22 protein-coding genes and 1 tRNA gene are annotated in these 22,582 nt (G+C 62.7%); 9 read left to right on the forward strand and 14 right to left on the reverse strand.

The window, feature by feature from the left end:
- The first annotated feature begins 55 nt into the window (after positions 1 to 55).
- Positions 56 to 316, forward strand: a complete 261-nt coding sequence (locus SB659_RS13775; RefSeq protein ID WP_410550766.1) for a DUF4235 domain-containing protein — start codon at positions 56 to 58, stop codon at positions 314 to 316.
- On the opposite strand, the gene mnhG is transcribed toward SB659_RS13775, so the two are convergent.
- The 6 genes from mnhG to SB659_RS13805 are packed head-to-tail and all read right to left on the reverse strand — an operon-like array spanning position 313 to position 6,633.
- Positions 313 to 705 carry a monovalent cation/H(+) antiporter subunit G gene (gene mnhG, locus SB659_RS13780; protein ID WP_284977377.1) on the reverse strand — a complete coding sequence of 131 codons (393 nt, stop codon included), beginning with the start codon at positions 703 to 705 and terminating at the stop codon, positions 313 to 315. The genes SB659_RS13775 and mnhG overlap by 4 nt on opposite strands.
- The gene (locus tag SB659_RS13785; RefSeq protein WP_284978185.1) at positions 695 to 973 is read right to left on the reverse strand and encodes a monovalent cation/H+ antiporter complex subunit F; all 279 of its coding nucleotides are present in this window, start codon (positions 971 to 973) and stop codon (positions 695 to 697) included. The genes mnhG and SB659_RS13785 overlap by 11 nt, the downstream gene beginning before the upstream one ends.
- A complete protein-coding gene (locus SB659_RS13790) occupies positions 970 to 1,536 on the reverse strand; it encodes a Na+/H+ antiporter subunit E (RefSeq protein WP_410550767.1) in 567 nt (188 codons plus the stop codon). The genes SB659_RS13785 and SB659_RS13790 overlap by 4 nt, the downstream gene beginning before the upstream one ends.
- Positions 1,533 to 3,113 carry a Na+/H+ antiporter subunit D gene (locus SB659_RS13795; RefSeq protein ID WP_410550768.1) on the reverse strand — a complete coding sequence of 527 codons (1,581 nt, stop codon included), beginning with the start codon at positions 3,111 to 3,113 and terminating at the stop codon, positions 1,533 to 1,535. Before SB659_RS13795 ends, SB659_RS13790 begins: the two co-directional genes overlap by 4 nt.
- Positions 3,110 to 3,610: a Na(+)/H(+) antiporter subunit C gene (locus SB659_RS13800; protein ID WP_284978187.1), complete on the reverse strand. Its 501-nt coding sequence runs from the start codon at positions 3,608 to 3,610 to the stop codon at positions 3,110 to 3,112. The genes SB659_RS13795 and SB659_RS13800 overlap by 4 nt, the downstream gene beginning before the upstream one ends.
- Positions 3,607 to 6,633 carry a Na+/H+ antiporter subunit A gene (locus SB659_RS13805; protein ID WP_410550769.1) on the reverse strand — a complete coding sequence of 1,009 codons (3,027 nt, stop codon included), beginning with the start codon at positions 6,631 to 6,633 and terminating at the stop codon, positions 3,607 to 3,609. The genes SB659_RS13800 and SB659_RS13805 overlap by 4 nt, the downstream gene beginning before the upstream one ends.
- A 151-nt stretch (positions 6,634 to 6,784) precedes the next feature.
- Between SB659_RS13805 and SB659_RS13810 the strand changes: the two genes are divergently transcribed.
- The 3 genes from SB659_RS13810 to SB659_RS13820 all read left to right on the forward strand — a co-directional run bounded on the left by SB659_RS13810 (position 6,785) and on the right by SB659_RS13820 (position 9,941).
- Positions 6,785 to 8,188 carry an MFS transporter gene (locus tag SB659_RS13810; RefSeq protein WP_284978189.1) on the forward strand — a complete coding sequence of 468 codons (1,404 nt, stop codon included), beginning with the start codon at positions 6,785 to 6,787 and terminating at the stop codon, positions 8,186 to 8,188.
- 65 nt (positions 8,189 to 8,253) lie between these two features.
- Entirely contained in the window at positions 8,254 to 8,736 is a 483-nt protein-coding gene (locus SB659_RS13815; protein ID WP_284978190.1) for a cation:proton antiporter regulatory subunit, read from the forward strand.
- Between the two features lie 5 nt (positions 8,737 to 8,741).
- A complete protein-coding gene (locus SB659_RS13820; protein WP_284978191.1) occupies positions 8,742 to 9,941 on the forward strand; it encodes a cation:proton antiporter in 1,200 nt (399 codons plus the stop codon).
- A gap of 70 nt (positions 9,942 to 10,011) precedes the next feature.
- Here SB659_RS13820 and SB659_RS13825 read toward each other — a convergent pair whose 3' ends face one another.
- Together SB659_RS13825 and dcd are read right to left on the reverse strand one after the other, a co-directional pair.
- Positions 10,012 to 10,953 (reverse strand): endonuclease domain-containing protein, encoded by a 942-nt coding sequence (locus tag SB659_RS13825; RefSeq protein WP_410550770.1) that lies wholly within the window; start codon positions 10,951 to 10,953, stop codon positions 10,012 to 10,014.
- 151 nt (positions 10,954 to 11,104) lie between these two features.
- The gene (dcd, locus tag SB659_RS13830; RefSeq protein WP_410550805.1) at positions 11,105 to 11,680 is read right to left on the reverse strand and encodes a dCTP deaminase; all 576 of its coding nucleotides are present in this window, start codon (positions 11,678 to 11,680) and stop codon (positions 11,105 to 11,107) included.
- 109 nt (positions 11,681 to 11,789) lie between these two features.
- Between dcd and SB659_RS13835 the strand changes: the two genes are divergently transcribed.
- On the forward strand, positions 11,790 to 13,742 hold the full coding sequence (locus tag SB659_RS13835; RefSeq protein WP_410550771.1) for a CAP domain-containing protein: 1,953 nt from the start codon (positions 11,790 to 11,792) through the stop codon (positions 13,740 to 13,742).
- 6 nt (positions 13,743 to 13,748) lie between these two features.
- Here the strand turns inward: SB659_RS13835 and SB659_RS13840 are convergent, their stop codons facing one another.
- The gene (locus tag SB659_RS13840) at positions 13,749 to 14,192 is read right to left on the reverse strand and encodes an SRPBCC family protein (RefSeq protein WP_410550772.1); all 444 of its coding nucleotides are present in this window, start codon (positions 14,190 to 14,192) and stop codon (positions 13,749 to 13,751) included.
- Positions 14,193 to 14,411: 219 nt separating this feature from the next.
- Here SB659_RS13840 and SB659_RS13845 point away from each other — a divergent pair, with 219 nt between their 5' ends.
- Together SB659_RS13845 and SB659_RS13850 are read left to right on the forward strand one after the other, a co-directional pair.
- Positions 14,412 to 15,860: a D-alanyl-D-alanine carboxypeptidase family protein gene (locus SB659_RS13845; protein WP_410550773.1), complete on the forward strand. Its 1,449-nt coding sequence runs from the start codon at positions 14,412 to 14,414 to the stop codon at positions 15,858 to 15,860.
- A 74-nt stretch (positions 15,861 to 15,934) separates the two neighbouring features.
- Positions 15,935 to 16,005, forward strand: a tRNA-Gly gene (locus SB659_RS13850).
- A gap of 60 nt (positions 16,006 to 16,065) precedes the next feature.
- Here the strand turns inward: SB659_RS13850 and SB659_RS13855 are convergent.
- The gene (locus SB659_RS13855; RefSeq protein WP_410550774.1) at positions 16,066 to 17,481 is read right to left on the reverse strand and encodes an MFS transporter; all 1,416 of its coding nucleotides are present in this window, start codon (positions 17,479 to 17,481) and stop codon (positions 16,066 to 16,068) included.
- Between the two features lie 158 nt (positions 17,482 to 17,639).
- Between SB659_RS13855 and SB659_RS13860 the strand changes: the two genes are divergently transcribed.
- Complete coding sequence (locus SB659_RS13860) at positions 17,640 to 18,494, forward strand: LysR substrate-binding domain-containing protein (RefSeq protein WP_284978198.1); 855 nt, start codon at positions 17,640 to 17,642, stop codon at positions 18,492 to 18,494.
- Positions 18,495 to 18,556: 62 nt separating this feature from the next.
- Here the strand turns inward: SB659_RS13860 and SB659_RS13865 are convergent, their stop codons facing one another.
- The 4 genes from SB659_RS13865 to SB659_RS13880 form a co-directional block, all read right to left on the reverse strand.
- Positions 18,557 to 18,763, reverse strand: coding sequence for a hypothetical protein (locus SB659_RS13865; RefSeq protein ID WP_410550775.1), 207 nt, complete (start codon positions 18,761 to 18,763; stop codon positions 18,557 to 18,559).
- Positions 18,764 to 18,793: 30 nt separating this feature from the next.
- Complete coding sequence (locus SB659_RS13870; RefSeq protein WP_284978200.1) at positions 18,794 to 19,855, reverse strand: YihY/virulence factor BrkB family protein; 1,062 nt, start codon at positions 19,853 to 19,855, stop codon at positions 18,794 to 18,796.
- A 130-nt stretch (positions 19,856 to 19,985) separates the two neighbouring features.
- Complete coding sequence (locus SB659_RS13875) at positions 19,986 to 21,200, reverse strand: ROK family transcriptional regulator (RefSeq protein ID WP_284978201.1); 1,215 nt, start codon at positions 21,198 to 21,200, stop codon at positions 19,986 to 19,988.
- Positions 21,193 to 21,318 carry a hypothetical protein gene (locus SB659_RS13880; protein WP_410550776.1) on the reverse strand — a complete coding sequence of 42 codons (126 nt, stop codon included), beginning with the start codon at positions 21,316 to 21,318 and terminating at the stop codon, positions 21,193 to 21,195. The genes SB659_RS13875 and SB659_RS13880 overlap by 8 nt, the downstream gene beginning before the upstream one ends.
- A gap of 67 nt (positions 21,319 to 21,385) precedes the next feature.
- On the opposite strand from SB659_RS13880, the gene xylA reads away from it, so the two are divergent.
- Complete coding sequence (gene xylA / locus SB659_RS13885) at positions 21,386 to 22,573, forward strand: xylose isomerase (protein WP_284978202.1); 1,188 nt, start codon at positions 21,386 to 21,388, stop codon at positions 22,571 to 22,573.
- Positions 22,574 to 22,582 lie beyond the last annotated feature (9 nt).

The following is a 22,582-nucleotide window of genomic DNA, read 5'->3' on the forward strand; positions in this document are numbered from 1 at the left end:
GACGGGAAGCCGCAACGAACGGTGGCGCTCCTGCCATTGCCATTAGGCTGGGGGCATGAACTTCCTATTCAAGCTAGTGGGTGCCGGAGTCAGCCTCGGAGCCGGCTTCGTCGGAACCAAACTCGTCAACAAAGGATGGGAAAAGGCCACGGGAAACAAGCCGCCCACAGGCAATGACGACATGGAGACCAGCCTTCGTTCAGCCCTGACGTTCGCGCTGATTTCAGCGTTCGTGAGCACGCTCATCCAGGTTCTCGCAAGCCGGGGCACCCAGCACGCTATCGCCCGCTTCGCCAAGACCCAGGACATCGTCTAGGCATCGGGAGCGGCGCGCTGGATTTCCGCGGCCCGCTGGACCACCGACTCAAGCTCGTCCTTGGTCAGCAGCTCCCGGTGCCCGTGCTTTGTCCGGTACGCCGAGCGGCCCACCATATGGGCTGAGACCGGCACCGTCAGCAGCTGGAAGATCCATGCAACCAACAGCACAGGCCACACCCACCACGTCCTCATCTGCAGCCCGATCGCGGCCAGCATCAGGAACAGGCCCAAAACCTGGGGCTTGGTGGCGGCATGCATGCGGCTCATGAGGTCAGGGAATCGCAGCAGCCCGATGGCGGCGCCCAAGGACATGAGGGCGCCGACCACCAGCAATACAGCGGTCACGCCGTCGATCACTGCGTCCACACCGGTGGCGTCAGGAGTCATTGCTGCGGTCCCTTCGTTCGGCCACGAAACGGGCAACCGTTACTGAGCCGACGAAACCGATGATGGCCAAAGCCACCAGGAGCATCAGGTTGTTCAGGTGTCGGTTAACGGCCATGTCCACCGCCAGCGCGGCACCAAGGATGGCCAGCAACACGTCAGAGGCCAGGACCCTGTCCAGCAAGGACGGGCCGATGGCGATCCGGATGATGGCCCCGGCAGCAGCCAGTCCCAAAATCACCGCTGTGGCAATGAGCACGATGTCCTTCATGCCTTCATCCCTCCCGTTCCTGCAGCCCGTTCCACGTCCAGCGCATCCACTTCCTCCCGGGTGCCCATGATCCGGATCAAACTCGCCTCGATGTTTTGCACATCACGACGGATCTTCGCGATGTCGTCTTCGTTGTAGATGCTCAGGGCGTGCAAGTACAGCGTGGACGTCGACCGGTCCACGTCCACCACCAGCGAGCCGGGGATCAGCGAGATGACATGGCCGGTGGCCGTCACCATGAGGTCCGAATGACTCCGCAACGGAACAGCGACGACGGCGCTGCGCACCTTGGGCCCTTTGGCGATGGCCTGGTACAGCACCAAGAAGCTCGCTGCCGCCACTTTGGCCAGGAAAACGACGGCGAAGGCCCCGGCCCTCACCACGTTGAACCTCCCGCTCAGCTCCACTTGCGGTAGGTAGAAGAGCTTGGCGACCACAATGGCGATGACGGCGCCGAACAACAAATTGCCGGGGCTGAAGTCCCGCCACAGTGCCCCCCAAACGATCACCAACCAGATGAGCAGGGGCAGTTCCTTGCGGAACGCGATGGGATTCCGACTCATTTGGCACCTGCCGTCCGGGGCAGAGGGACCCGCAGCGGCGGAACCTGGACTGAATCGCCCAGGACGGAGTGGATGTAGGCCGTACGGTCCAGCATGATCCGGGCGGATCCGTCCGCAACCTTGAAGAGTGGTCCGGCGAACAGGGTCAATGCCACTCCAACAACTACCAGGGCCACCGTGGATCCGACCATGGTTCGTGGAAGGACTCCGATGTTACCTGGCGTTTTGAGGACCTCGGCCGGGTATTCGGCGTCCTCCGGCCTACGCCAGAAAGCCCTGTTCCACACTCGGGCTATGGCAAGCAAGGTCAACAGGCTGGTGACCACCCCGCCCACCACCAGGGCGATCGCCAACGGGGTTCCAAGTTCGATGCCGGCCTGCATCAGGCCGAGTTTGCCGAGGAAGCCCGAGAACGGCGGAATGCCGGCCAAGTTCATTGCAGGAACGAAGAAGAGCAACGCGAGCAGTGGTGAAAGTTTGGCCAGGCCACCCAAACGGTCGATGGATGAGCTGCCCCCGCGACGCTCTATCAGCCCCGTCACCAGGAAGAGGCTGGTCTGCACCGTGATGTGGTGGGCCACATAAAAGACAGCGGCACCCAGCCCAGCCACCGAACTCATCGCCAAGCCAAACACCATGTAACCGATGTGGCTGACCAGCGTGAAGGAGAGGAGTCGTTTGATGTCGCTCTGCGCTAAGGCGCCAAGGATTCCCACCAGCATGGTCAGCAGCGCCACCACCATCAACGGAACATTGAGGGTGTCGCCGGGAAAAAGCAATGTCTCAGTGCGGACCATGGCGTAAACGCCCACTTTGGTCAGCAAGCCGGCAAAGACTGCCGTCACGGGGGCAGGCGCTGTGGGATACGAGTCCGGAAGCCAGAAGGACAACGGGAAGACGGCTGCTTTGATGCCGAACGCCACCAGCAGCATCACGTGCAACAGGTTCTGCGTTCCTTGGTCCAACGCCGCCAACTTGATGGCCAGGTCCGCGAGCGTCACGGTTCCCGTGGCCCCATAGATCATGGCAATGGCAATAAGGAACAGCACCGATGACACCACGGAAACCACCACATACGTGACACCCGCACGGATGCGTGGGCCGGTACCGCCCAGCGTCATCAGGACATAACTGGCCGTCAGTAGGATTTCGAAGCCGACGTAGAGGTTGAAGAGGTCGCCGGTGAGGAACGCGTTGGACACTCCAGCTACGAGGATCAGGTAGGTGGGGTGGAAGATCGAGACAGGCGCCTCTTCGTCGCCGTCGGCCATGCCTTGTCCCGTGGCGTAAACCAGGACGGCCAGGCTGACCACGCTGGAGACCACGAGCATCAGCGAGGAGAACTGGTCCACCACCAAGACCACGCCCCAAGGGGGGAACCAGCCGCCGAGGGTCACTGACGTTGTACCGCCATTCCACACCGAGGCCAGCAGAACACATTCAAGCAGCAGCGTGGCGCTGAGGACGCTGATGCTGACGGCCCGTTGGGCTGTGTGGTGCCGGATGAGCATAAACGTCAGTGCCGCACCGAGGATGGGCAGGAGGACAGCGAGCGGTGACAGGGTGGCCAGGTTCACGCGCTGCCTCCTTCCTGGGTGGTGGATGAATTGGGGGTTTCCGTGGCGTCCGGTTTGTTCCGGTTTTCCGCACTGGGGGGAATGAGGGCGAACTCGGTGGTTTCCAGCGGGACCACGGCGTCATCCTCGGCGTCGAAACTCGGCGTCTTGGCCACGCGGCGGTCCTCGAGGTCGTCTTGGATCTCGTCCTGCCGGGCCAAGAGCCAGGTCCGGTAAATGATGCCCAGCATGAAAGCGGTCACGGCGAAAGAGATGACGATCGAGGTCAGGATCAACGCCTGCGGCAAGGGGTCGTTATAGGCATCGGGTTTGGTTTCCCGGCTGTACAACGGCGCCAAGCCCGCGTATCCGCCCGTACTGAGGATGAGGATGTTGGTGGCGTTGGCCAGCAACATCAACCCCAGCAATACCCGGGTGAGGCTGCGCTCAAGGATCAAGTAGATCCCGCAGGCGTAGAGGACGCCCATGATGATCAGCAGGGTCAGGTTGATGCTCATGCGTGGCCCTTCCCGGTGGCCGCGATTTCGGCGGCTTCGGCAGCTTCGGCGGAATCGGCGGCATCGTTCTCGGTGAGCGGTGCATCCGCTCCTTCAAAGTGCTCGTCGATTTCAGCACCAAGGCTTCGGAGGACGTCCAGTGCCAGGCCCACCACCACGATGTAGACGCCGATATCGAACACGGTGGAGCTGACGAACTTGATGTCGCCAAAAACGGGCAGCCAAAACTCGATAATGGCGCTTTGGAACACCTGTCCGCCTAGGAACAACGGCACCAGTCCGGACGCTGCCGCCGTCGCAAGTCCCGTTCCCAAAAGGGTTCCGGCACTGACCGTGGCGGCCTCGCTCAACTCGAAGCGCCCGCCCGCCAAGTAGCGGATAGTGAGGGCCAACCCGGCTGTCAGGCCCCCGGCGAAACCGCCGCCCGGGAGGTTATGGCCTGCCAGGAGCAAGTAGATGGAGAAGACGATCATCGAATGGAAGATGAGGCGGGTCACTACTTCGAAGATGATCGATCGACGTTCTGGTGCCAAAGTCCTGCCCGCCACAAGCCACGCGTCGCGGCTGACATCGCTGAATTTCCGCGCCACCGCCAGCGTTGCGCTTGCCCGGGTACCACGGTCGACGGCGGTCCGGCGCCCCACGCTGCCTTCCGGAACCGTCTCGGAGGTCTTAATCCGCTCGCCCCGGCTTCGGACGAAAATCAGGCTTGCAACGCCCGTCGCGGCAATGGCCAGTACGGAGATCTCCCCGAAAGTGTCCCAAGCCCGGATGTCCACGAGCGTCACATTGACCACGTTGAGGCCGCCACCGCCTTTGTACGCCAGTTGCGGGAAGTCCAGTGAAACAGGCGTCGCCACGCGCGCACCCATGGCGTAAATGGCCACGAAAATCATGGTGATCCCGAACGCAGCGCCAATGATCACTCGAATCACCCGCAGCCTGCCTCCGGTCCTGTCCCGTAGCCCCGCAGGGAGGCTTCGCATGGCCAGGACGAAAGCCACGAGCACGATGGTCTCCACGAGCATCTGGGTCAGCGCCAGGTCCGGCGCTCCCTGGAAGGCAAACATGAGTGCGATGCCGTACCCGGTGACGGACACCATGAGGACCGCGAGGAAGCGCTTGTTGGCCCGGACCGCTGCCAAAGCACCCACCACGATTCCAATGCCCACCACAATTTGGAGCGGCGAGTTGGGGTCCACCAGGTAGATGTTTCCGGGCAACGGCTTGTTGGCCATGATCAGCGCAGTCAGCGGGACCGCGAAGGCAACGGTCAGGATGACGGCCAGGTAGAAGTACAGCGATCCGCGTTGGGTGCGGCCCGTCACCCAGACTGCGACGTCGTCCAAAGCACCAATGGTGTTTTGGTAGGCGCGGTCGCCGTCGATCCACGGGGGAATCCTGCCCTGCACACGGTCAACCATGCGGCGGCCGTAGAACATGGCGGCGCCGAGGGCAAAGGTGACTGCGGTGAGGCCCAACGCGGGGGTAAAGCCGTGCCACAAAGCCAAGTGCCCGGCGTCGGCTGTCTCCTGGCCTTGGGCGTGGCCCTGGGCAAACGTCGCAGCGTAGGGCTGGATCCACGAATCTACCGGATCCGGCCACAAACCGTAGAGGACCGTCAGGAGGCTGAGGACGGCGGGGGCCGCCAGGAATGCTGGTTTGATGGGTTTGAACGGTGTGGGCTCCACGCCGGGCTTGGTGGCGAACGCGCCCCACATGAAGCGTGCGCTGTAGGCAAAAGTGAGGATCGAGCCCACCACGAGCCCCACCAAAATCAAGAGGCTCCACGCCGGTGCCTCATGGCCGTTGGCGTAGTGGACGAAGACTTCGAACACAGATTCCTTGGCCACAAACCCGGCCAGCGGTGGAACACCGGCCATGGACGCAGCAGCAATTGCGGCCACCACGCCCAAGGCCCGGGAAGACCTGAAAACGCCCGACAGTTTGCGCAGGTCCCGTGTTCCGGACTGGTGGTCGATGATGCCCACCACCAGGAACAGGGTTGCTTTGAAGAGTCCATGGGCCAACAGGAGCGCTAAACCTGCGAGCGCGGCGTCTGGTTGGCCCAGTCCCACAACCATGGTCAGGAAACCGAGTTGGCTCACTGTTCCGTAGGCAAGGATCAGTTTGATGTCGGTTTGGCGCAGGGCCCGGTACCCACCCACGAGCATCGTTGCCAGGCCAAGACCCAGGACAAGCGGCAGCCAGCAGGGGGATTCTGAAAAACCGGGTGCCAGCCGCGCCACGATGTAAATGCCGGCCTTCACCATGGCAGCAGCATGCAGGTAGGCGCTCACCGGAGTGGGCGCGGCCATGGCGCCGGGCAACCAGAAGTGGAAGGGAATCAATGCCGATTTGGTCACGGCTCCGGCCAGGACAAGCACGACGGCGGCCGTAAGCGCGCCTTGCATGGGGCCGTTAAGGAGTTCCCCGGCGCGGTCAAGGATCGCCGAGATCCGGTACGTCCCGGCAGCTTGGCCCATGATGACGAGCCCCACCAGCATCGCAAGTCCGCCGGCGGTGGTAACTATGAGGGCTTGAAGGGCCGAACGCCGTGCCGCAAGCCGGGTGCGGGCGTATCCGATGAGGAGGTAGGACAGGACAGTTGTGAGCTCCCAAAAAATGAAGAGCATCAAAAGGTCGTCAGAGGTGACCAAGCCGAACATGGCACCGGCGAAGGCCAACAGCTGAGCGCCGAATCCGCCTAGATCGGGGTCTTCGTTCTTGAAGTACCGGGCGCAGTAGACCAGGACCAACGAACCCACGCCCAAGATCAGAAGGGACATCACCCACGCCAAGGGGTCCATCCTGAAGGCCAGCTCGACGTGGAGGCTGGGTATCCACGGAAGCAACTCTTCTATGCCCTCGCCGGAATATACAGCTTGGTACTGGAGGATGAGCCACAGGAAAGCTGCTGCCGGGACGGCGGCAAGCACGTAGAAAGCGTTCCGCCCGATTTGCCTGAAGATCAAGGGCGCCACAGTTGCCGCTACAAAGGTGATGGCGAGAACTGTGATCACTGTTTTCTCCGCAAAGTCAGGAAGGCATTATCAAAAGTTGGAGCACGCGGGTATTCGTTGGGTTCAGTGTCCCTAGTTTACCAAGGCACTCCGACCGGATTACCCTCCGTCCTCTGCCCGAAGCCGGACCACTCCCTATAGCATTCATGCTATGAACGCGGCCGTAGTTCCCGAAGCCTCCCGTCCCTCCTCGGAGCTCGCCTCCGGCACTGCCGTTCCCACAAAGGGGCAGATCCTCGCGTGGGCAACATGGGACTGGGGATCGGCTGCCTTCAACGCGGTGATGACCACTTTCGTGTTCACGGTCTACCTCACGTCCAATGCCTTCGGCGGCCAGGATACGGCGTCGGCAGCCCTGGGCACTGCGCTGGCCGTCGGTGGCTTGGCCATCGCCTTGCTGGCCCCGGTGACGGGACAACGCTCCGACGCCGGAGGGCGGCGAAAACTGTGGCTGGGCGTCAATACTGCCGCAACGGCACTGCTCACGGCCCTCTGCTTCTTCGTCTTCCCCCAGCCGGGTTTCCTGTTGCTGGGGGTTTGCTTGATTGCATTGGCCAACGTCTTTTTTGAGTTTGCTGGCGTGAACTACAACGCCATGCTGGCCCAGGTTTCCACGCCCAAGAACATCGGAAAAGTGAGCGGATTCGGCTGGGGAATGGGGTACCTCGGCGGGATCGTGGCCTTGTTGTTGGTGCTGCAACTCTTCGTCCAACCCTCCTTCGAGTGGTTCGGCGCATCAACCCAGGACTCACTGAACATCCGGCTCGTCGCAATCTTCTCAGCGCTGTGGTTCTTCATTTTCGCGCTTCCTGTGATGCTCGCCGTTCCCGAACTATCCGTAAAGAAGGAAGGCGCATCCCTTGGTTTCATAGCGTCCTACGGACTGCTGATCCGGCGGGTCCGAGCAATGTACCGAACCAGCCCCCACACCATCTACTTCCTGCTCTCGAGCGCCATCTTCCGGGACGGGCTGGCCGCGGTCTTCACCTTCGGCGGTGTCATCGCCGCAGGCACCTTCGGCTTTCAGCTCAAGCAAGTCATCTTCTTTGCCATCTTCGGAAACATCGTCGCTGCCGTCGGCGCCATGATCGGCGGGTTCATGGATGACAAAGTAGGGCCCAAGACAGTGATTGTGTGCTCGTTGATTGGCCTGCTCACTGCGGGGACCGCCATCCTGGTGCTCGGCAACGGCCACTACGTGTTCTTCGGCTCAGATTGGCCCGGAACCAACACCTTCTGGGTCTTCGGCCTGCTGCTCTGCCTGTTCGTAGGACCGGCCCAGTCATCGTCGCGGGCCTACCTCGCCCGGCTGGCACCGGCAGGTGAATCGGGTGAGCTGTTCGGCCTCTACGCCACCACCGGACGTGCAGTGAGCTTCCTCGCTCCCCTGCTCTTCACGCTCTGCATCACCATCGCAGCACCCCTGGTGGCCGAGGGCCAAGCCCAACGCTGGGGCATACTCGGGATCATGGTGGTCCTCTTGGCAGGGTTGCTGGTGATCCTTCCGGTGAAGCCACCTGCCGCTGTGGAAATAGCGGTGGTCCCCGAACGTTAACTAGATAGGAACGGCCGACGGCGGTCGCCGCACCAGCGCCGTTTCAGCAAGGTTAGGGTGGAGCTATGAACGTGGAAGAGACTGAACTGCCGGGCCTGGGGATCCGCAAGGACTTCGTCACGGCATCAGGACGCCGCATCGGCGTGGTGGAACTTCGCGAAGGCGAAACCCAACTATTCGTCTCCACCTGGGACGATCCAGACACGTGCCAAGCATCCATCCCCCTGACGGCCGACGAGGCAGCGGCCTTGGGCAACCTCTTGGGCGGCCAGCACATAGCCATGCGGCTCGCGGAGGCCCACCGGGAAGTGCCGGGGATCGTGACACGGCAATTCTCCATAACTCCCGATTCCCCTTTCGTGGACCAAGCAATGGGCAAAGCCCAGATTCGTACCCGGAGCGGAGTCTCGATCGTGGCGATCATGCGCGAAGGCGAAGTTGTTCCGTCGCCGGCGCCCGACGTCGTACTCCACACCGGTGACCTGCTCGTGGCGGTGGGCACCCAGGAAGGCCTCGACTCGGCAGCCGGCATCCTCCGCAACGGCTGAGCGGGATGGATCCGCTCGCGCTTGCCCTCGTTGAACTGGGCGCCGTGGTCTTCTGCCTCGGCCTCCTGGCCAGACTCGCGGGACGGATCGGCATGTCGCCCATTCCGTTGTATTTGGTAGGTGGCTTGGCTTTTGGAGCCGGGGGCCTGGTCAAGCTGGATGGAATGCACGAATTCGCCCACCTCTCGGGCGAGATCGGGGTCATCCTGCTGTTGCTCATGCTTGGTCTGGAATATACCGCCTCCGAGCTGGTGACCGGACTACGGCGTTCCTGGCAGGCCGGCGTGGTGGACTTCGTGCTCAACTTCCTCCCCGGGGCCGGCATTGCCGTGTTCCTCGGCTGGGGACTGGTAGGGGCCATCGTCATGGGCGGCGTCACCTACATCTCGTCCTCCGGCATAGCAGCGAAAGTCATCACGGACCTGGGACGGATCGGTAACCGCGAAACACCCGTGGTGCTGTCAATCCTCGTCTTTGAAGACCTGGCGATGGCCATCTACCTTCCGATCCTCACGGCCATGCTCGCCGGCGTCGGATTCCTGGGCGGTCTCCAGACCGTGGGGATCGCGCTTGCCGTCGTCACCTTGGTGCTCTTTATCGCGCTGAAGCAGGGGCACCGGGTCTCCCAAGCGGTGCACAGCGAGAACTCGGAAGTCTTCCTGCTCAACCTGCTGGGGCTGGCGTTGCTGGTGGCTGGAATAGCCTCTGCCCTCCAAGTTTCCGCAGCCGTGGGCGCCTTCATGCTGGGCATCGCTATCTCCGGCGCAACAGCACACAACGCCACCCGGATCCTTGAACCGCTGCGCGACCTTTTTGCGGCAATTTTCTTCGTGGCGTTCGGGCTCAACACCGATCCGGGTTCGATTCCACCAGTGCTCGGCTGGGCGCTGGTGCTGGCGGTGTTGACCACAGCCACCAAGATGATCACGGGTTTCTGGGCTGCCAAGCGCGCAGGTATCGCCGTGCCGGGCCGGTTCCGTGCCGGCGCAGCGTTGATAGCGCGCGGCGAATTCTCGATCGTCATCGCAGGTTTGGCGGTGACCTCCGGGGTGGTGCCGCACGACCTCGCCGCGCTTGCCACGGCCTATGTGTTGATCATGGCCATCATGGGGCCCCTGGCCGCGCGCTTCGTCGAACCCGTGGTCAAGGCCCTTCGCAGGTCCCCGAAGGCGCCACCCCGGACGCAGGAGCGCCCAGCGGCCTAGCCAAAGCGCCCTGCTTCCCCTCGCCGAGGGGCGACATCTCGGCCGAAAGATCCCACCAAAGCCCCGAGAGCTAACCCCTCGGCACCCACCCGCCACGTAGGAGAGCCTCCCGGACGCGGTGGACAACCCCGTCGTATCCGCGGTCCCGAACCTGCGCGGCCGTGATAACCACGGAGATCCACCCGTTCGCCGCCAGCAGGGCCTCACGCCGAATATCGGATTCCTTCTGCGTCGCGGTGAGGTGATGGCCGCCGTCGTAATTAACCGCAACTTTGAAGTTCGGGAAAGCCAGATCCGGCCACGCTACTTCCCGCCCAAAGGCGGTGCAGACGACGTAACTCAATACCGGCTCGGGCAGGAAGTCTCGCCCGATAGCCAGGCGTAGTTTGGTCTCCGGAACGGAATCGGCACCAACCCTCGCCAGATCCAGGGCAGCCCGAGCCTTCCGAATGCCACGCATACCGGTGTTCCGCTTCACCTGTTCCCGCAGGTCTTCCAGCGTGCAGAGGGCGGTCCTGTTATGGCCGAAGCTCCTCCGCTGGCTGCAGATAAAGTGGTCGGCTGCTGCGACCAGGTCCTCAAAGGGCAGGATCGCGGCAAGGTCCAGCCACGTTCGGGCGGGAGTCGTCACTGGAATGGTGTGCACACAGGCGATGTCTTGATCCCCCAGCAGCATCCTGTGTCCGCGAACTCCCCTGCGTTGCGGGCGGAAGCTGCCTTCCGCCCGCGTGAGATGCACCAGAAAGTCCTGCTGCTGCTCCCACGGCAGCGGGCATCCCCACAGCAACGCCGCGGTTTCCCGGCAACAGAGAGCACCCTCACTCATGGCGCTGAGGAGGCGGGCCGTATGGGCAAGGTCCTGCTCCTGACCCCACGGAACCCGGATACCCCTGCTCGCAACATGCAGGTCGCTGTTCCACGCGCGATGCTCCGGGATGCCTGCGGCACGTTGTTCGGAAAGCGTGAATGAGCGGTCGCGGAGCTCATCCGGGAGTGGCTGCGGAATCCTCATCAGCCCATTGTTGGCGCGCTCTAGGAAGCCCGAGAGGTTACCCACAGTGTGGAGGAGAAGTGGAGCCTAGGAGGCTGCCGCGAGGGGCGACATCTCGGCCGAAAGATCCCACCAAAGCGCCGAGAGCTAACCCCTCGGCAAAGGGGAAGTGCTAGATGGCGGTCTTGTGGAAGTTCTGGTGGCTGCGGCTCGCCGTGGGCCCACGTTGACCTTGGTATCGGTTGCCGTATTCCCCGGAGCCATAGGGGTGCTCGGCAGCGGAGGTCAGCCGGAAAAAGCACAACTGGCCGATCTTCATGCCGGGCCACAGCTTGATGGGCAGCGTAGCGACGTTAGACAACTCCAACGTCACATGCCCTGAGAAGCCAGGATCGATGAAACCGGCAGTCGAGTGGGTCAACAGTCCGAGCCTGCCCAAGGAAGATTTCCCTTCCAGCCGTGCGGCGATGTCATCGGGGAGGCTGACCATCTCATACGTGGAACCAAGGACGAATTCGCCCGGGTGCAAGATGAACGGTTCGTCGCCGTCGACCTCCACCAGGCGGGTCAGTTCAGGCTGCTCCTCCGACGGGTCGATGTGCGCATATTTGTGGTTGTCGAAGAGCCGGAAAAACCGGTCAATTCGCACATCCACAGATGATGGCTGGACCATCGCGGGGTCGTACGGTTCAAGAACAATCCGTTGGGAGTCTATTTCGGCACGAATATCGCGGTCAGAGATCAGCACAGCATCAAAAATACCCCATTCATTGTCCAAGCCGTCCCGTGGGACTATAGTTCCGGGACGTAAACAACCGCGCCCGTACTTGGGGGCAACGAGCATTCGCGGGGTTATTGTGAAAAAACTGGCAGCGCCGGCCGCTATTGTGCTGGGCGGAGCGCTGGCCCTCCTGGTCGCCGCCTCGGGTCAGCTCTTGCCTGCGACACAAGCAATTCCCTCCCCGGCCCCTCCCGCAAGTACCGCGCCAACCGGATTGGCGGCGTCGGAGCCAAGCACGACGCCGGTTCCGGCGCCTTCCGTCGCGACGCCCACAGCCGCGAGCACTAGCCCGGCCGTGGAGGCCGAGCCGGGCGCAGGGACGAACACGGATCCCGTCAGAAGTCGGCCGATTGCCGTGGACCCTGTGTACGACACCCCGCCTCCAGTGCCGAACATTGGGCCGTTGCGGGGGCCCGACGCTCCCTCCACTCCAGTAGCGGGCCCAGGCCAGCCGCCTGAAACCGCCATCTCCGAACCTTCCCCAAACCTGCCCGCAAACACGGCAACCCCCGTGCCCACTCCGTCGGCAGGAGCAGCAGGGCCGGCCGCCGTCGTACCTCCAGCAGGGCCAACCACGGCACCCGCCACCCCCTCACTCAAAGCGGCAGCCCCGAGCCCGGCCGCCGTCCCGACCACGTCACCGACCGCAAGCCCGTCACCAACCGCAAGCCCGTCATCAACACCAACCCCAACCAGCACGCCCTTCCCCGGCAAGGCGCCAAGCAGCCAACCGGACCTGGAAAACGGTGCGCTTGCCCTTCTTCCTGATGACAACCGGGCAGCAATCCTGACCGTATTCAACGCAATCAACAGCTACAGGGTCTCCCTCGGGCTGACGGCGTTGAAGTTCAACGCCACCGTTGCAGGCATGTCCCAAGAGTGGTCAAACAGCATCGCCTCGCGGGAAATCATCCAGCACCGTGCCAACTTTTGGACCGACCCGCGCGCCCTGAACCCAAACAATGGCGCAGGTGAGGTGATCGCCGTCCGTTGGGACCGGGACGCCGCGCAACTTGTGGAGTGGTGGAAGCATTCCCCTGGACACGACGCCTTGTTGCGCGATCCCCGGTTCAACGTCATGGGCATCGGGATCACCTACACGGACGGCAACCCGCAGACCACACCGAACCGGTACACCATCTGGGGCGTGGTGAACTTCTTCGGTTACACCACCTTGCCGCCAGGAACCACCACCAGCCCGGGCGGTGGCGGTGGCGCTGTGACTCCCCCGGTGGATCCGGTGGGAGTCTGCGAACCCAGTGACAAATACCAGCCACCCACGGTGAACTTGAGCGCGGCATCGATCGGTAGTGCCGCCGACCTCGTGTCCGTCGCTTCCGACGGAACCGTGTACTCCTACCCTTCCACCGGCAACGCCACCTACGGTGCTCCGCGGAAAATCGGGGTAGGGTTCACTGGCCTGAAGGAACTCTTCGTCTCCGATTGGGATCGCGACGGCGTCTTCGACCTCATCGCCCAGCGCACGGACGGCACCCTGCTGGTTTACCCAGGCAAGCAGTCGGGTGGCTTTGGATCGCCCGGCATCCTGGGGCAGGGCTGGCAGTCCCTGAACATCTCGGTCGGTAACTGGTGTGCCAATAACCGCCTTCCCCAGATCGTGGCGATGGACGGATCGGGCGGGCTGTGGCTGTACAAGAATTCCGGGCTTTCCTACATACGCTCACAAGCTGCTATCGGAACCGGGAATCCCGCCACGCGCCTCAGCATGGTCGATTACGACGCAGATGGGTTCCAGGACATCCTGACTGTGGAGGCCAACGGCTCGCTAAGGCTCTACCGGGGCAGCGGCTTGGGCACCCCCAAGCAAGAGAGCCGGCCGGTGGTTGGCGCGGCATGGACCGACTACACCGCTCTGCGCGCCCTTAAGGGCGTCTCCGGGGTCGGCTCCACCGGCGTCGCAGGCTTGGGCAGTAACGGCGTTTTGGAATATTGGGACCTCACCTCGGGCCGATTGACGACGCCGGTCACCGTGGGCGGAGGCTGGGGCGGCTTCAGGCTCGCACAATAAGAGGGGCTAATCCGCCGGGCGTGACTCGATCACCGTTTTTAGCTGCTCCAGCTGTGCAACTTCTGCCTCCATGGTTTTCTGGACCATGCCGTTCATGAGCTTTTGCAGGCCTTTGGGGTGATACTCAAGGGCGAACCGCAGCCGGGTCATGGCTCCCTCGGTGCTGAGGAAATAGCCTCCCGTGGGCCGGGCCGGGCCTGCGACAACGTTGAACCGGATTTCAGCTCCGGGACGGGCCTCAGTGATTTGGAAATCCGCGGCGATCGGGCGCCCAGCGGGACCTGCCACGGTTTGCTTGTACACCGCACCGTTTTCGCCAAGGACCCCTGACTGGAGTGCAACGCTGCGGACGCCGGGGCGCCACAAGGAGTTGTTGGTTCCGTCCATCAGGAACTTGTAGACGGTCATGGCGTCCTTGCCAATCAACACTTCATAGTCTGCAAATGCCACGGAAACCTCTTTCGGCGTACGGTTCGGGGAGGTAGCCGGGTCCCCCCTCCACAGCAGCCATCTCTCATAGAGTAGCCAGCGCTGAGCGGCAATCACCATATGATCCCCGAGCCTTGACCTAATGGTTATGTGCGGGCCTCGACTGGGAATGGCTGACAATCCCACACTGACCGGGTAGAGTGCCTGCCGCTGGCTAAAAACAATTTGGGGGCGCCGTCCGTGCGAGTTCACATCCATCCACGAAATGCCCGACGCCGGATTGCCGCTTGCGCTGCTTCGCTCGCACTGGCGCTGATGTTTGCAGGCGGAGCCTTCGCGAATGCTGCGGTTCCCCTCACCGCGAACCCGCTTCCGAGCCTGGATCCCATCAGCGATCCAGCGAGCACGTCGGTGCTCGTCAACAAATCCCGGCCATTGAGCCCCGCAAATTACGCCCCCGCCGATCTCATCAACGTCCGCGGCACGGGTCAATACATGCGCCAAGAGGCTGCCGCTTGGCTCAATGGGCTTTTCCAAGGCGCGGCCGACGCCGGAACCGGCGGCCTGGCCGTCGTCAGCGGCTACCGTTCCTACGTGCAGCAGCAGCAGGTGTACTCGTCATACGTCAGCAAATACGGACAGGCGTACGCCGATACAATCTCGGCCCGTCCCGGATACAGCGAGCACCAGACCGGCATGGCCATGGACATCGGAAACGCCGCGGGCTCCTGCGGACTGACCACCTGCTTTGGGGATACGGTCGCCGGGAAGTGGGTGGCGGCTAACGCCTACAAATACGGCTTCATCGTCCGGTACCCCAACGGCTACACGAACATCACCGGATACAGCTACGAACCGTGGCATCTTCGGTATGTGGGGGTTGCCCTGGCAACCGATATGAACCGGCGGGGATTTGCCACCCTGGAGCAGTACTTTTCAGGGAACCCCGCCGGCGCAGCCAGCATCAAGTCAGGGGCCGACTTGGTGGCAGCTGATGCTTCGGGCCGCTTGCTGCGCTATCCGGGGACGACGGCGGGAGGCTACGCCGCGCCCGTGCAAATCGGTTCGGGGTGGACCGGCCTGAAGCAGGGCTTCGTAGTGGACTGGGACGTCGACGGTGTTTACGACATCCTCGCGCAGTGGGACAACGGAACTTTGGGCGTTTATCGGGGCTTGCCTGGGGGCGGCTTCGCCAGCCAGGTCGTTGTGGGCAACGGCGGCTGGGACCGCATGACCATCACGGTCGGAAAGTGGACGCATGCAGATGCCCGGCCCGGCGTCGTCGGGTATTTCCCCGATGGCGTGCTGCGCTACTACCCCAATACGTTCGGAGGAGCCCTCAGCGCCCCGCAGGCGATTGGAACAGGCTGGAACGGTTTGGACCTGACAATGGCTGATTGGGAAGGCGACGGAGCCAACGACATCCTGGCCCGGACGGCTTCGGGCTCCCTCATTAACTACCGCGGCGACGGCTGGGCCGGTTTCTACGGGCCCGCAACCACCGCGGGTACAGGCTGGCAGTACATGAACACCCTGCTTCCCAGCTTTGGCCTAACGGGCGCTGGTACCAGGGGAATCACGGCGCAAACGGTCGACGGGAACCTTTACAACTACGGACTCGGGGCTGGTTCTTGGACGACGTACGGGCAGGTGGGCTCCGGCTGGAACGGCTTGAAACTGTTCAAGTAGGCACATCGGTGGTCATCGGGAGCCCTTCAACTACGCTATGCTAAAACTCGCTCGGCGGAATTTAGCCGGGCTACGCGGGCGTAGCTCAATGGTAGAGCGCTAGCTTCCCAAGCTCGATACGCGGGTTCGATTCCCGTCGCCCGCTCACAAAAAACCCCGGATCAAGCGATCCGGGGTTTTCGCTTTTGACCGGCCGGTCACCCGATCAGGCCGCTTGCCTTCGCTCCACAATGCGCAGCACGCGTCGCCTGTCGCGGAGGTCAACTTCCAGATGCAGCGATGACTTCCGGGCAAGTACGACGGCGACCACGGCGGCCGCTATTGCCGGCACCCCGCCTGCGACAAACAACGCCAGGTGCGGCCCGACGTGTTCTGCCAGCCAGCCCATCATGGGACCACCAATGGCCTGGCCGCCAATGAGCACCACAAGGTAGAGGCTCATGACACGCCCACGAATGCTGAGGTTGGAACTCGTCTGGACCATTTGGTTGGCCGCCGTGAGGAACATCAGGCACCAGAAACCAGCCAAGACCATAGTGGCGCTGAACAAGGGCATGGACGGCATGGCTCCCGAGAGGCAGAGCATCAGCCCATACAAACCGGCCGCCACGACCACCGAACGCAGCCGCAGTTGCCGCCGCCGGGTGGATGCAACAGCTCCTGTGAGCGCCCCCAGGGCAACCATCGCGTTCAGTAGTCCGTAGCCGCCCGCACCGGCGTCGTACACGTGGTCCGCGAACGCGGCCAGCAACACCGGCAGGCTCATCGCGAAGACAGCAACGAATCCTGCCATCAGCCACGGCCAGTAGATGGTGGGCTTGCTGAGTGCGTAGTTCAGCCCTTCGCGCAGCATGCCCTTTTTGCGGGGCGTCGGTTGGCTGGTGTGGAGCTGGTCCTTATGCAAGAGCATCAGCATGGTCACCGTGGAGCAGCATGCAATTGCATTTGCCGCGAAAGCCCACCCTGCACCTACTGCAGTGAGCAGCCAACCGGCCACCGCTGGTCCGATCAGCCCACCCAGCTGGAATGTTGTGCTGTTGACGCTGATCGCGTTGCGCAGATACTTGGGTCCCACGAGTTCGTTCACGAAGACCTGCCGGGCCGGTTGGTCCAGGACGGTAACGAAGCCAAGGACAAAGGCAATCACATACACGTGCCAGACCTCGACGCGATGGGTCAAGGAAAGCGTTGCGAGCACAGCCGCGAGGACTGCTGCGGCCGATTGGCACATGATGAGGATCTTGCGTTTGGCGAAGCGATCGGCGATCATCCCGCCCCAAGGACCCAAGAACAGGGATGGAACGAACTGCAGGGCGACAGTGATCCCCACGGCGGTCACGGAGCCTGAGAGCTGCAGCACCATCCAGTCCTGGGCGATGCGCTGCATCCAGACGGCCACCACCGCAATGAAGTGACCGATTGCGAAGATCCTGAAATTGGGAACCTTCAAGGAGATAAACGTGTGCCGCCACGGCAGCTTTTCGCCAACGACGGCGAGTGGCTGGGTGACGGTGTCCGGCTGGTTTGTGTCCGGCCGGTTTGTTTCCGGCAAGGGACGGGCGGACGGGGAATCGACGACGGGCTGGCTGACATGTGCCGCTGAAGGCGGTGGGGGTGCCAAAGGGAGTCCTCGGATCGAGAGTTTCGGTGGGATGTGATTAACGCTATGGTGGCCAGCAGCAATCATGGAAGCGTATTAGGCCTATAACTAGCATTGCGAAACGCAATGACCGCTTCCCGTACGGCGCAGTTTCCATCCCGGCCCCTCCGAGGAGTTCCGTGTTCGAACCCGTCCAGCTCCGCACCTTCCTTGCCGTCGCCGAGACCCTGAGTTTCACTAAGGCAGCAGAGCGGCTCGGCCTGGCCCAGCCCACCGTCAGCCAGCATGTCCGCAAGCTCGAAGCCGCAGCCAAACGTGCGCTCGTCGCCCGTGATACCCGCGAGGTCAGGCTCACCGATAATGGCGACGCCATGGCCGGTTTTGCCCGGAACATCCTGGCGGCCCACGACTCGGCAGCCCGCTACTTTTCCGGATCGGCCATGCGTGGCCGCCTCCGCTTCGGCACGGCAGACGATCTTGCCATCACCGGACTCCCCCGGATCCTGCGCGAATTCCGGCAGCTTTACCCCCAGATCAACCTGGAACTCACCGTCAGCCAAAGCGATCAGCTCTACAAGCGGCTCAACGCCGGGCAGCTGGATCTGGTCTTTGTAAAGTGGGTCGCCGGAGCCAAGGAAGGGACCGTGGTCCGGCACGACAACTTTGCCTGGGTCGGCCTTGAACAGACCCAGTTGGAGCCGGGAGCCCCTGTACCGCTTATTGCCTACCCCGCGCCCAGCCTCAGCCGGAAGCTGGCCATTGACGCATTGGAGGCAGCGGGCAGGACGTGGCGGATCACGTGCAGTACCAAGCAGATCAGTGGGGTACTGGCGGCGGTGCGCGCCGGCATCGGAGTGGCTGTGATGCCGGCGTCCCTGGTTCCCGAGGACTTGAAAGTGATCACTCAGCGCTTCGGACTGCCACCAGTAGGTGACGTCGATTTCACCTTGATCCGAAATCCGTTGGCGAACGCTGAGGTGATCGACGCACTGACCCAAGCCATCATGGGACGCACCCTGAGCAAGTCGACTTAGCCCAGGGAGCCCGTCCGCCCACCGCAAGCCAGTCCGCTCACCGGCCAGGCCCCTCCGCTCAATCAGGGCGTTGCAGCCAAGGAGACTCTAGCCCCCGGGACCCCTATTACGGTGACCGAGCCGCCGTCGTTCCCTTGCAACTCCAGCTGGATATTGTGCGAGTCTGCTTGTGGCCGCACCGAACTGACCTGGAACACTTCGCCACGGATGGCAACCCGATCGCCGTTCTTGATGCTCTTGAGTTTCTTGTTTTGAGTCTCCTGCTTCACCGTTAGCGGCCTTCCTGGCTTGCGCCGGTTTCAGTCCCGGTGCGACTCGCGGAGTTCTTCACCTGCACGGATGCCTTCTTCTTCCTTCTTCTGCGCCTTGTCACTCCGCTTGGTACCGCGCGGAGGCAACTGGAGGCTCTCTTCGGCTTCGATGCCTGACTGCAGCTCGCGGCCGCGTTCCATTTCGGCGTCGAATTCGGCACCGAAGAGGAGCGACATGTTGAGGATCCAGAGCCACAAAAGCATGATGATGACCCCGGCCAAGGCCCCGTAGGTCTTGTTGTAATTGCCGAAATTGGCAACATAGAAGCCGAAGCCAAGTGACGCCAAGGCGAAGATGACCAGGGCGATCAGGGACCCCATGCTCATCCAACGGAACTTGGGCTGCTTGACGTTGGGGGTGAAGTAGAACAAGACCGCGATGATGATGACCACCAATACGACGAGTACGGGCCACTTGGCTATGTTCCATACAGTCAGGAACCCTTCAGACATGCCGATGGCTTTACCGATCGATTCGGCCACAGGTCCTGTGAGGACCAGCATGGCGGCGACGAGGGCGGCACCAACAACCGCGACGACGGTAACGGCAAGCATGGTGCCACGGAGCTTGATGAAGCCGCGGCCCTCATCAACTTCGTACACGCGGTTCATCGCCCGGCTGAACGCCGTCACATAACCCGACGCTGACCACAGCGCCACCAGAATGCCCAACACCAAGGCGAATCCCGCCGCGTTGGAGGTGGTCAACTCCTCAATGGGCTTACGCATGGCGTCCAGCCCGGGTCCCGGCGCGAATTGCTGGACGATGTCCAGCAATGACGACGTGGTTTTTTGGGCGTTTCCGAAGAGTCCCAACAGGGACACCAGCGCCAGGAGCGCAGGGAAAAGCGAGAGGACGGCATAGTAGGTGAGCCCGGCAGCAGCGTCGGGGCACTGGTCTTTGCTGAACTCACGCAAGGTCCGCTTGGCAATGTACATCCACGTGGGCTTGGTGAGGTCCGTGGGACCATCGGCCTTGCGGGAATCATCGGGTGAAGGAGCGGTCTGCGCCTTCGCCGTGCTGGTTTGGGCTGAGTCTTGTGATGTCATGGGGCACTCGTCCGTTGGGGTAGTTTGCGCGAACAACTGACCCCTCAATACTAAGCATCCTGATGAATCCATGGGAAGCATCCACGCCGTTTTACCTCGAGCGCCTTCCGAATCAGCGGATCCAGTCCGGCTAAGCGAGCTTGGCAGCCAACAGGAACTCAAAGGGTGATTCGATGACCGAACGAATGACCTGGCCAGCTGCGCCCAGGAGCGTTCCGGAGTGCTCCAGCCCGGATACGGTGAGGTTCTTGGGATCCAGAAGCCCCGGAGCGTGTCGCTCGAGGCTACCGGCCAGCGCGGGCATCAGCCACTGTCCCAACACCGCAAAATGGCCTCCGAGGACGATCGCCTGCACATCCATCAGGCGGGCAGCAGAGGCGAGCGCCACGCCCAAGTACCGGCCGGCGTCGTCCACTGCCTTGGACGCAGCCGGGGTTCCGTCGTCAAGGGCGCGCAGCAGCAGCTCGGTCCGTTCCTTGAAGGAGCCTTCGGCGATGCCGGCAGCTTGGAAGATGGCCTCTTGGCCTGCAAAGGTTTCCAGGCAGCCGGCGCCTCCGCAGGAACAGGGCGGCCCATCCGGGTGAACCACCATATGCCCGAGCTCGCCCGCATTGCCGCCGGGGCCCGTGTAAAGCTCGGACCCGATGACGACTCCCCCACCGACCCCAACCTCGCCCGAGACATAAAGGAAGTCCGGCCGCCCCCCGCCGTACCAAAGCTCGCCGAGCGCGGCGCTATTGGCCTCATTGGACAACCTGACACCCAGGGGCGCACCGTCCAACAAGGCCTGGGGATCCAATCTTTCGTACTGCCAGTGCAAGTTGGGGGCTGACAGGACGATGCCGCGTTGCTCATCCACAAGGCCAGGCACGGCGAGACCGCCTCCCATGATGCTGATGCCTTCGGCGTCGGCGGCCGCCCTTGCCTCGGCTGCCAATCCGGCCAGACGGGCCATGACAGCGTCTGGAGCCAGCCCGCGGTTCCGTGATTCGATGCTGGCTGAAAACCTGAGGTTTCCTGCAAGGTCCACCAAGCCGACCGACAAGTAATCCACATTGATCTCCATGCCCACCACGCCCCGTCGGGAACTGAGCTCAAGGCCTTGCCCTGGGCGCCCACGCTCGCCGTCGCGGTAGAGGCCTACCTCCGCGACCAGTCCGGATTCGACGAGGTCCGCGACAAGGCTGGACACTGCGGCCTTGGTCAGCCCCGTTCCGGCGGCTAACTGCGCCCGGCTTGGCTTCGAATCGCCCGTGCGGGCAATGGAGTCCAGCACCAATGACAGGTTTCGACGGCGGACGTCCCCCACCCGGCCGGGCGCATTGGGCGCTGCTGGTTCATTCACGGCGCACCCTCCTTGCTGTTAGCACGATCCGGACGTTCGCATGCTCGGCTGTTCCGGCGCGCTTGGCTGTTTCGGCGATGTGGTCATCGCCTATTGACCATGATCCATTATCAGCCATATAGTTCAGATTGAAAACTAAATCCCAAGGTTTTTCACCCTTCCCCTGCTTTGCAAAGGAGCAATTCATGTCCCCGCAGCCAACCCCGCAGGATCGCTTCACTTTCGGCCTCTGGACCGTCGGCTGGACCGGTGCGGATCCCTTCGGTGTCGCCACCCGAGCCGCTTTGGATCCAGTGGAAGCCGTCCACAAGCTGAGCGAACTCGGTGCTTACGGCATCACTTTCCACGACAACGACCTCATTCCGTTTGATGCCAGCGCGTCCGAACGCGACCTTATCCTCAAGAACTTCAAGGGTGCGTTGGCGGAGACGGGCCTGAAAGTTCCCATGGTCACCACTAACCTGTTCAGCCACCCCGTGTTCAAGGACGGCGGTTTCACGTCGAACGACCGCTCGGTTCGGCGCTTCGCACTCAGCAAAATCCTGCGGAACATCGACTTGGCAGCAGAGCTTGGTGCAGACACCTTCGTCATGTGGGGCGGCCGCGAAGGCAGCGAATATGACGGGTCCAAGGATCTCTCTGCCGCCCTGGACCGGATGCGGGAAGGCGTTGACACCGCCGCTGGCTACATCAAGGAAAAGGGCTACGGCCTGAGGATTGCCCTTGAACCGAAGCCGAACGAGCCCCGTGGTGATATCTTCCTGCCCACCGTCGGCCACGGCCTTGCGTTCATCGCCCAGCTGGAACACGGAGACATCGTCGGCCTGAACCCCGAGACCGGCCACGAGCAGATGGCGGGGCTGAACTTCACCCACGGCATTGCCCAGGCCCTGTGGGCGGGCAAGCTCTTCCACATCGACCTCAATGGCCAGCGCGGCATCAAATACGATCAGGACCTTGTGTTCGGCCACGGCGATCTCACCAGCGCCTTCTTCACCGTGGACCTGCTCGAAAACGGCTTCCCCAATGGCGGACCTAAGTACGATGGTCCCCGCCACTTCGACTACAAGCCCTCGCGCACGGATGGTTACGACGGCGTGTGGGAATCCGCCAAGGCGAACATGTCCATGTATCTCCTCCTGAAGGAACGCGCCCTGGCATTCCGCGCCGATTCGGACGTCCAGGAAGCCCTCGCCGCATCTGGCGTCTTCGAACTGGGCGAACCCACGCTGAACGCCGGGGAGACCACGGCGGACCTGCTTGCAGACGCCAGCGCCTTCGACACGTTCGACGCCGACAAGGCCGCCGAACGTTCGTTCGCCTTTGTGCGCCTCAACCAGCTGGCCATCGAGCACCTGCTCGGCGCCCGCTAAACCACACCC

Source organism: Arthrobacter sp. SIMBA_036, from assembly GCF_046535135.1.
Classification (GTDB): Bacteria; Actinomycetota; Actinomycetes; order Actinomycetales; family Micrococcaceae; genus Arthrobacter.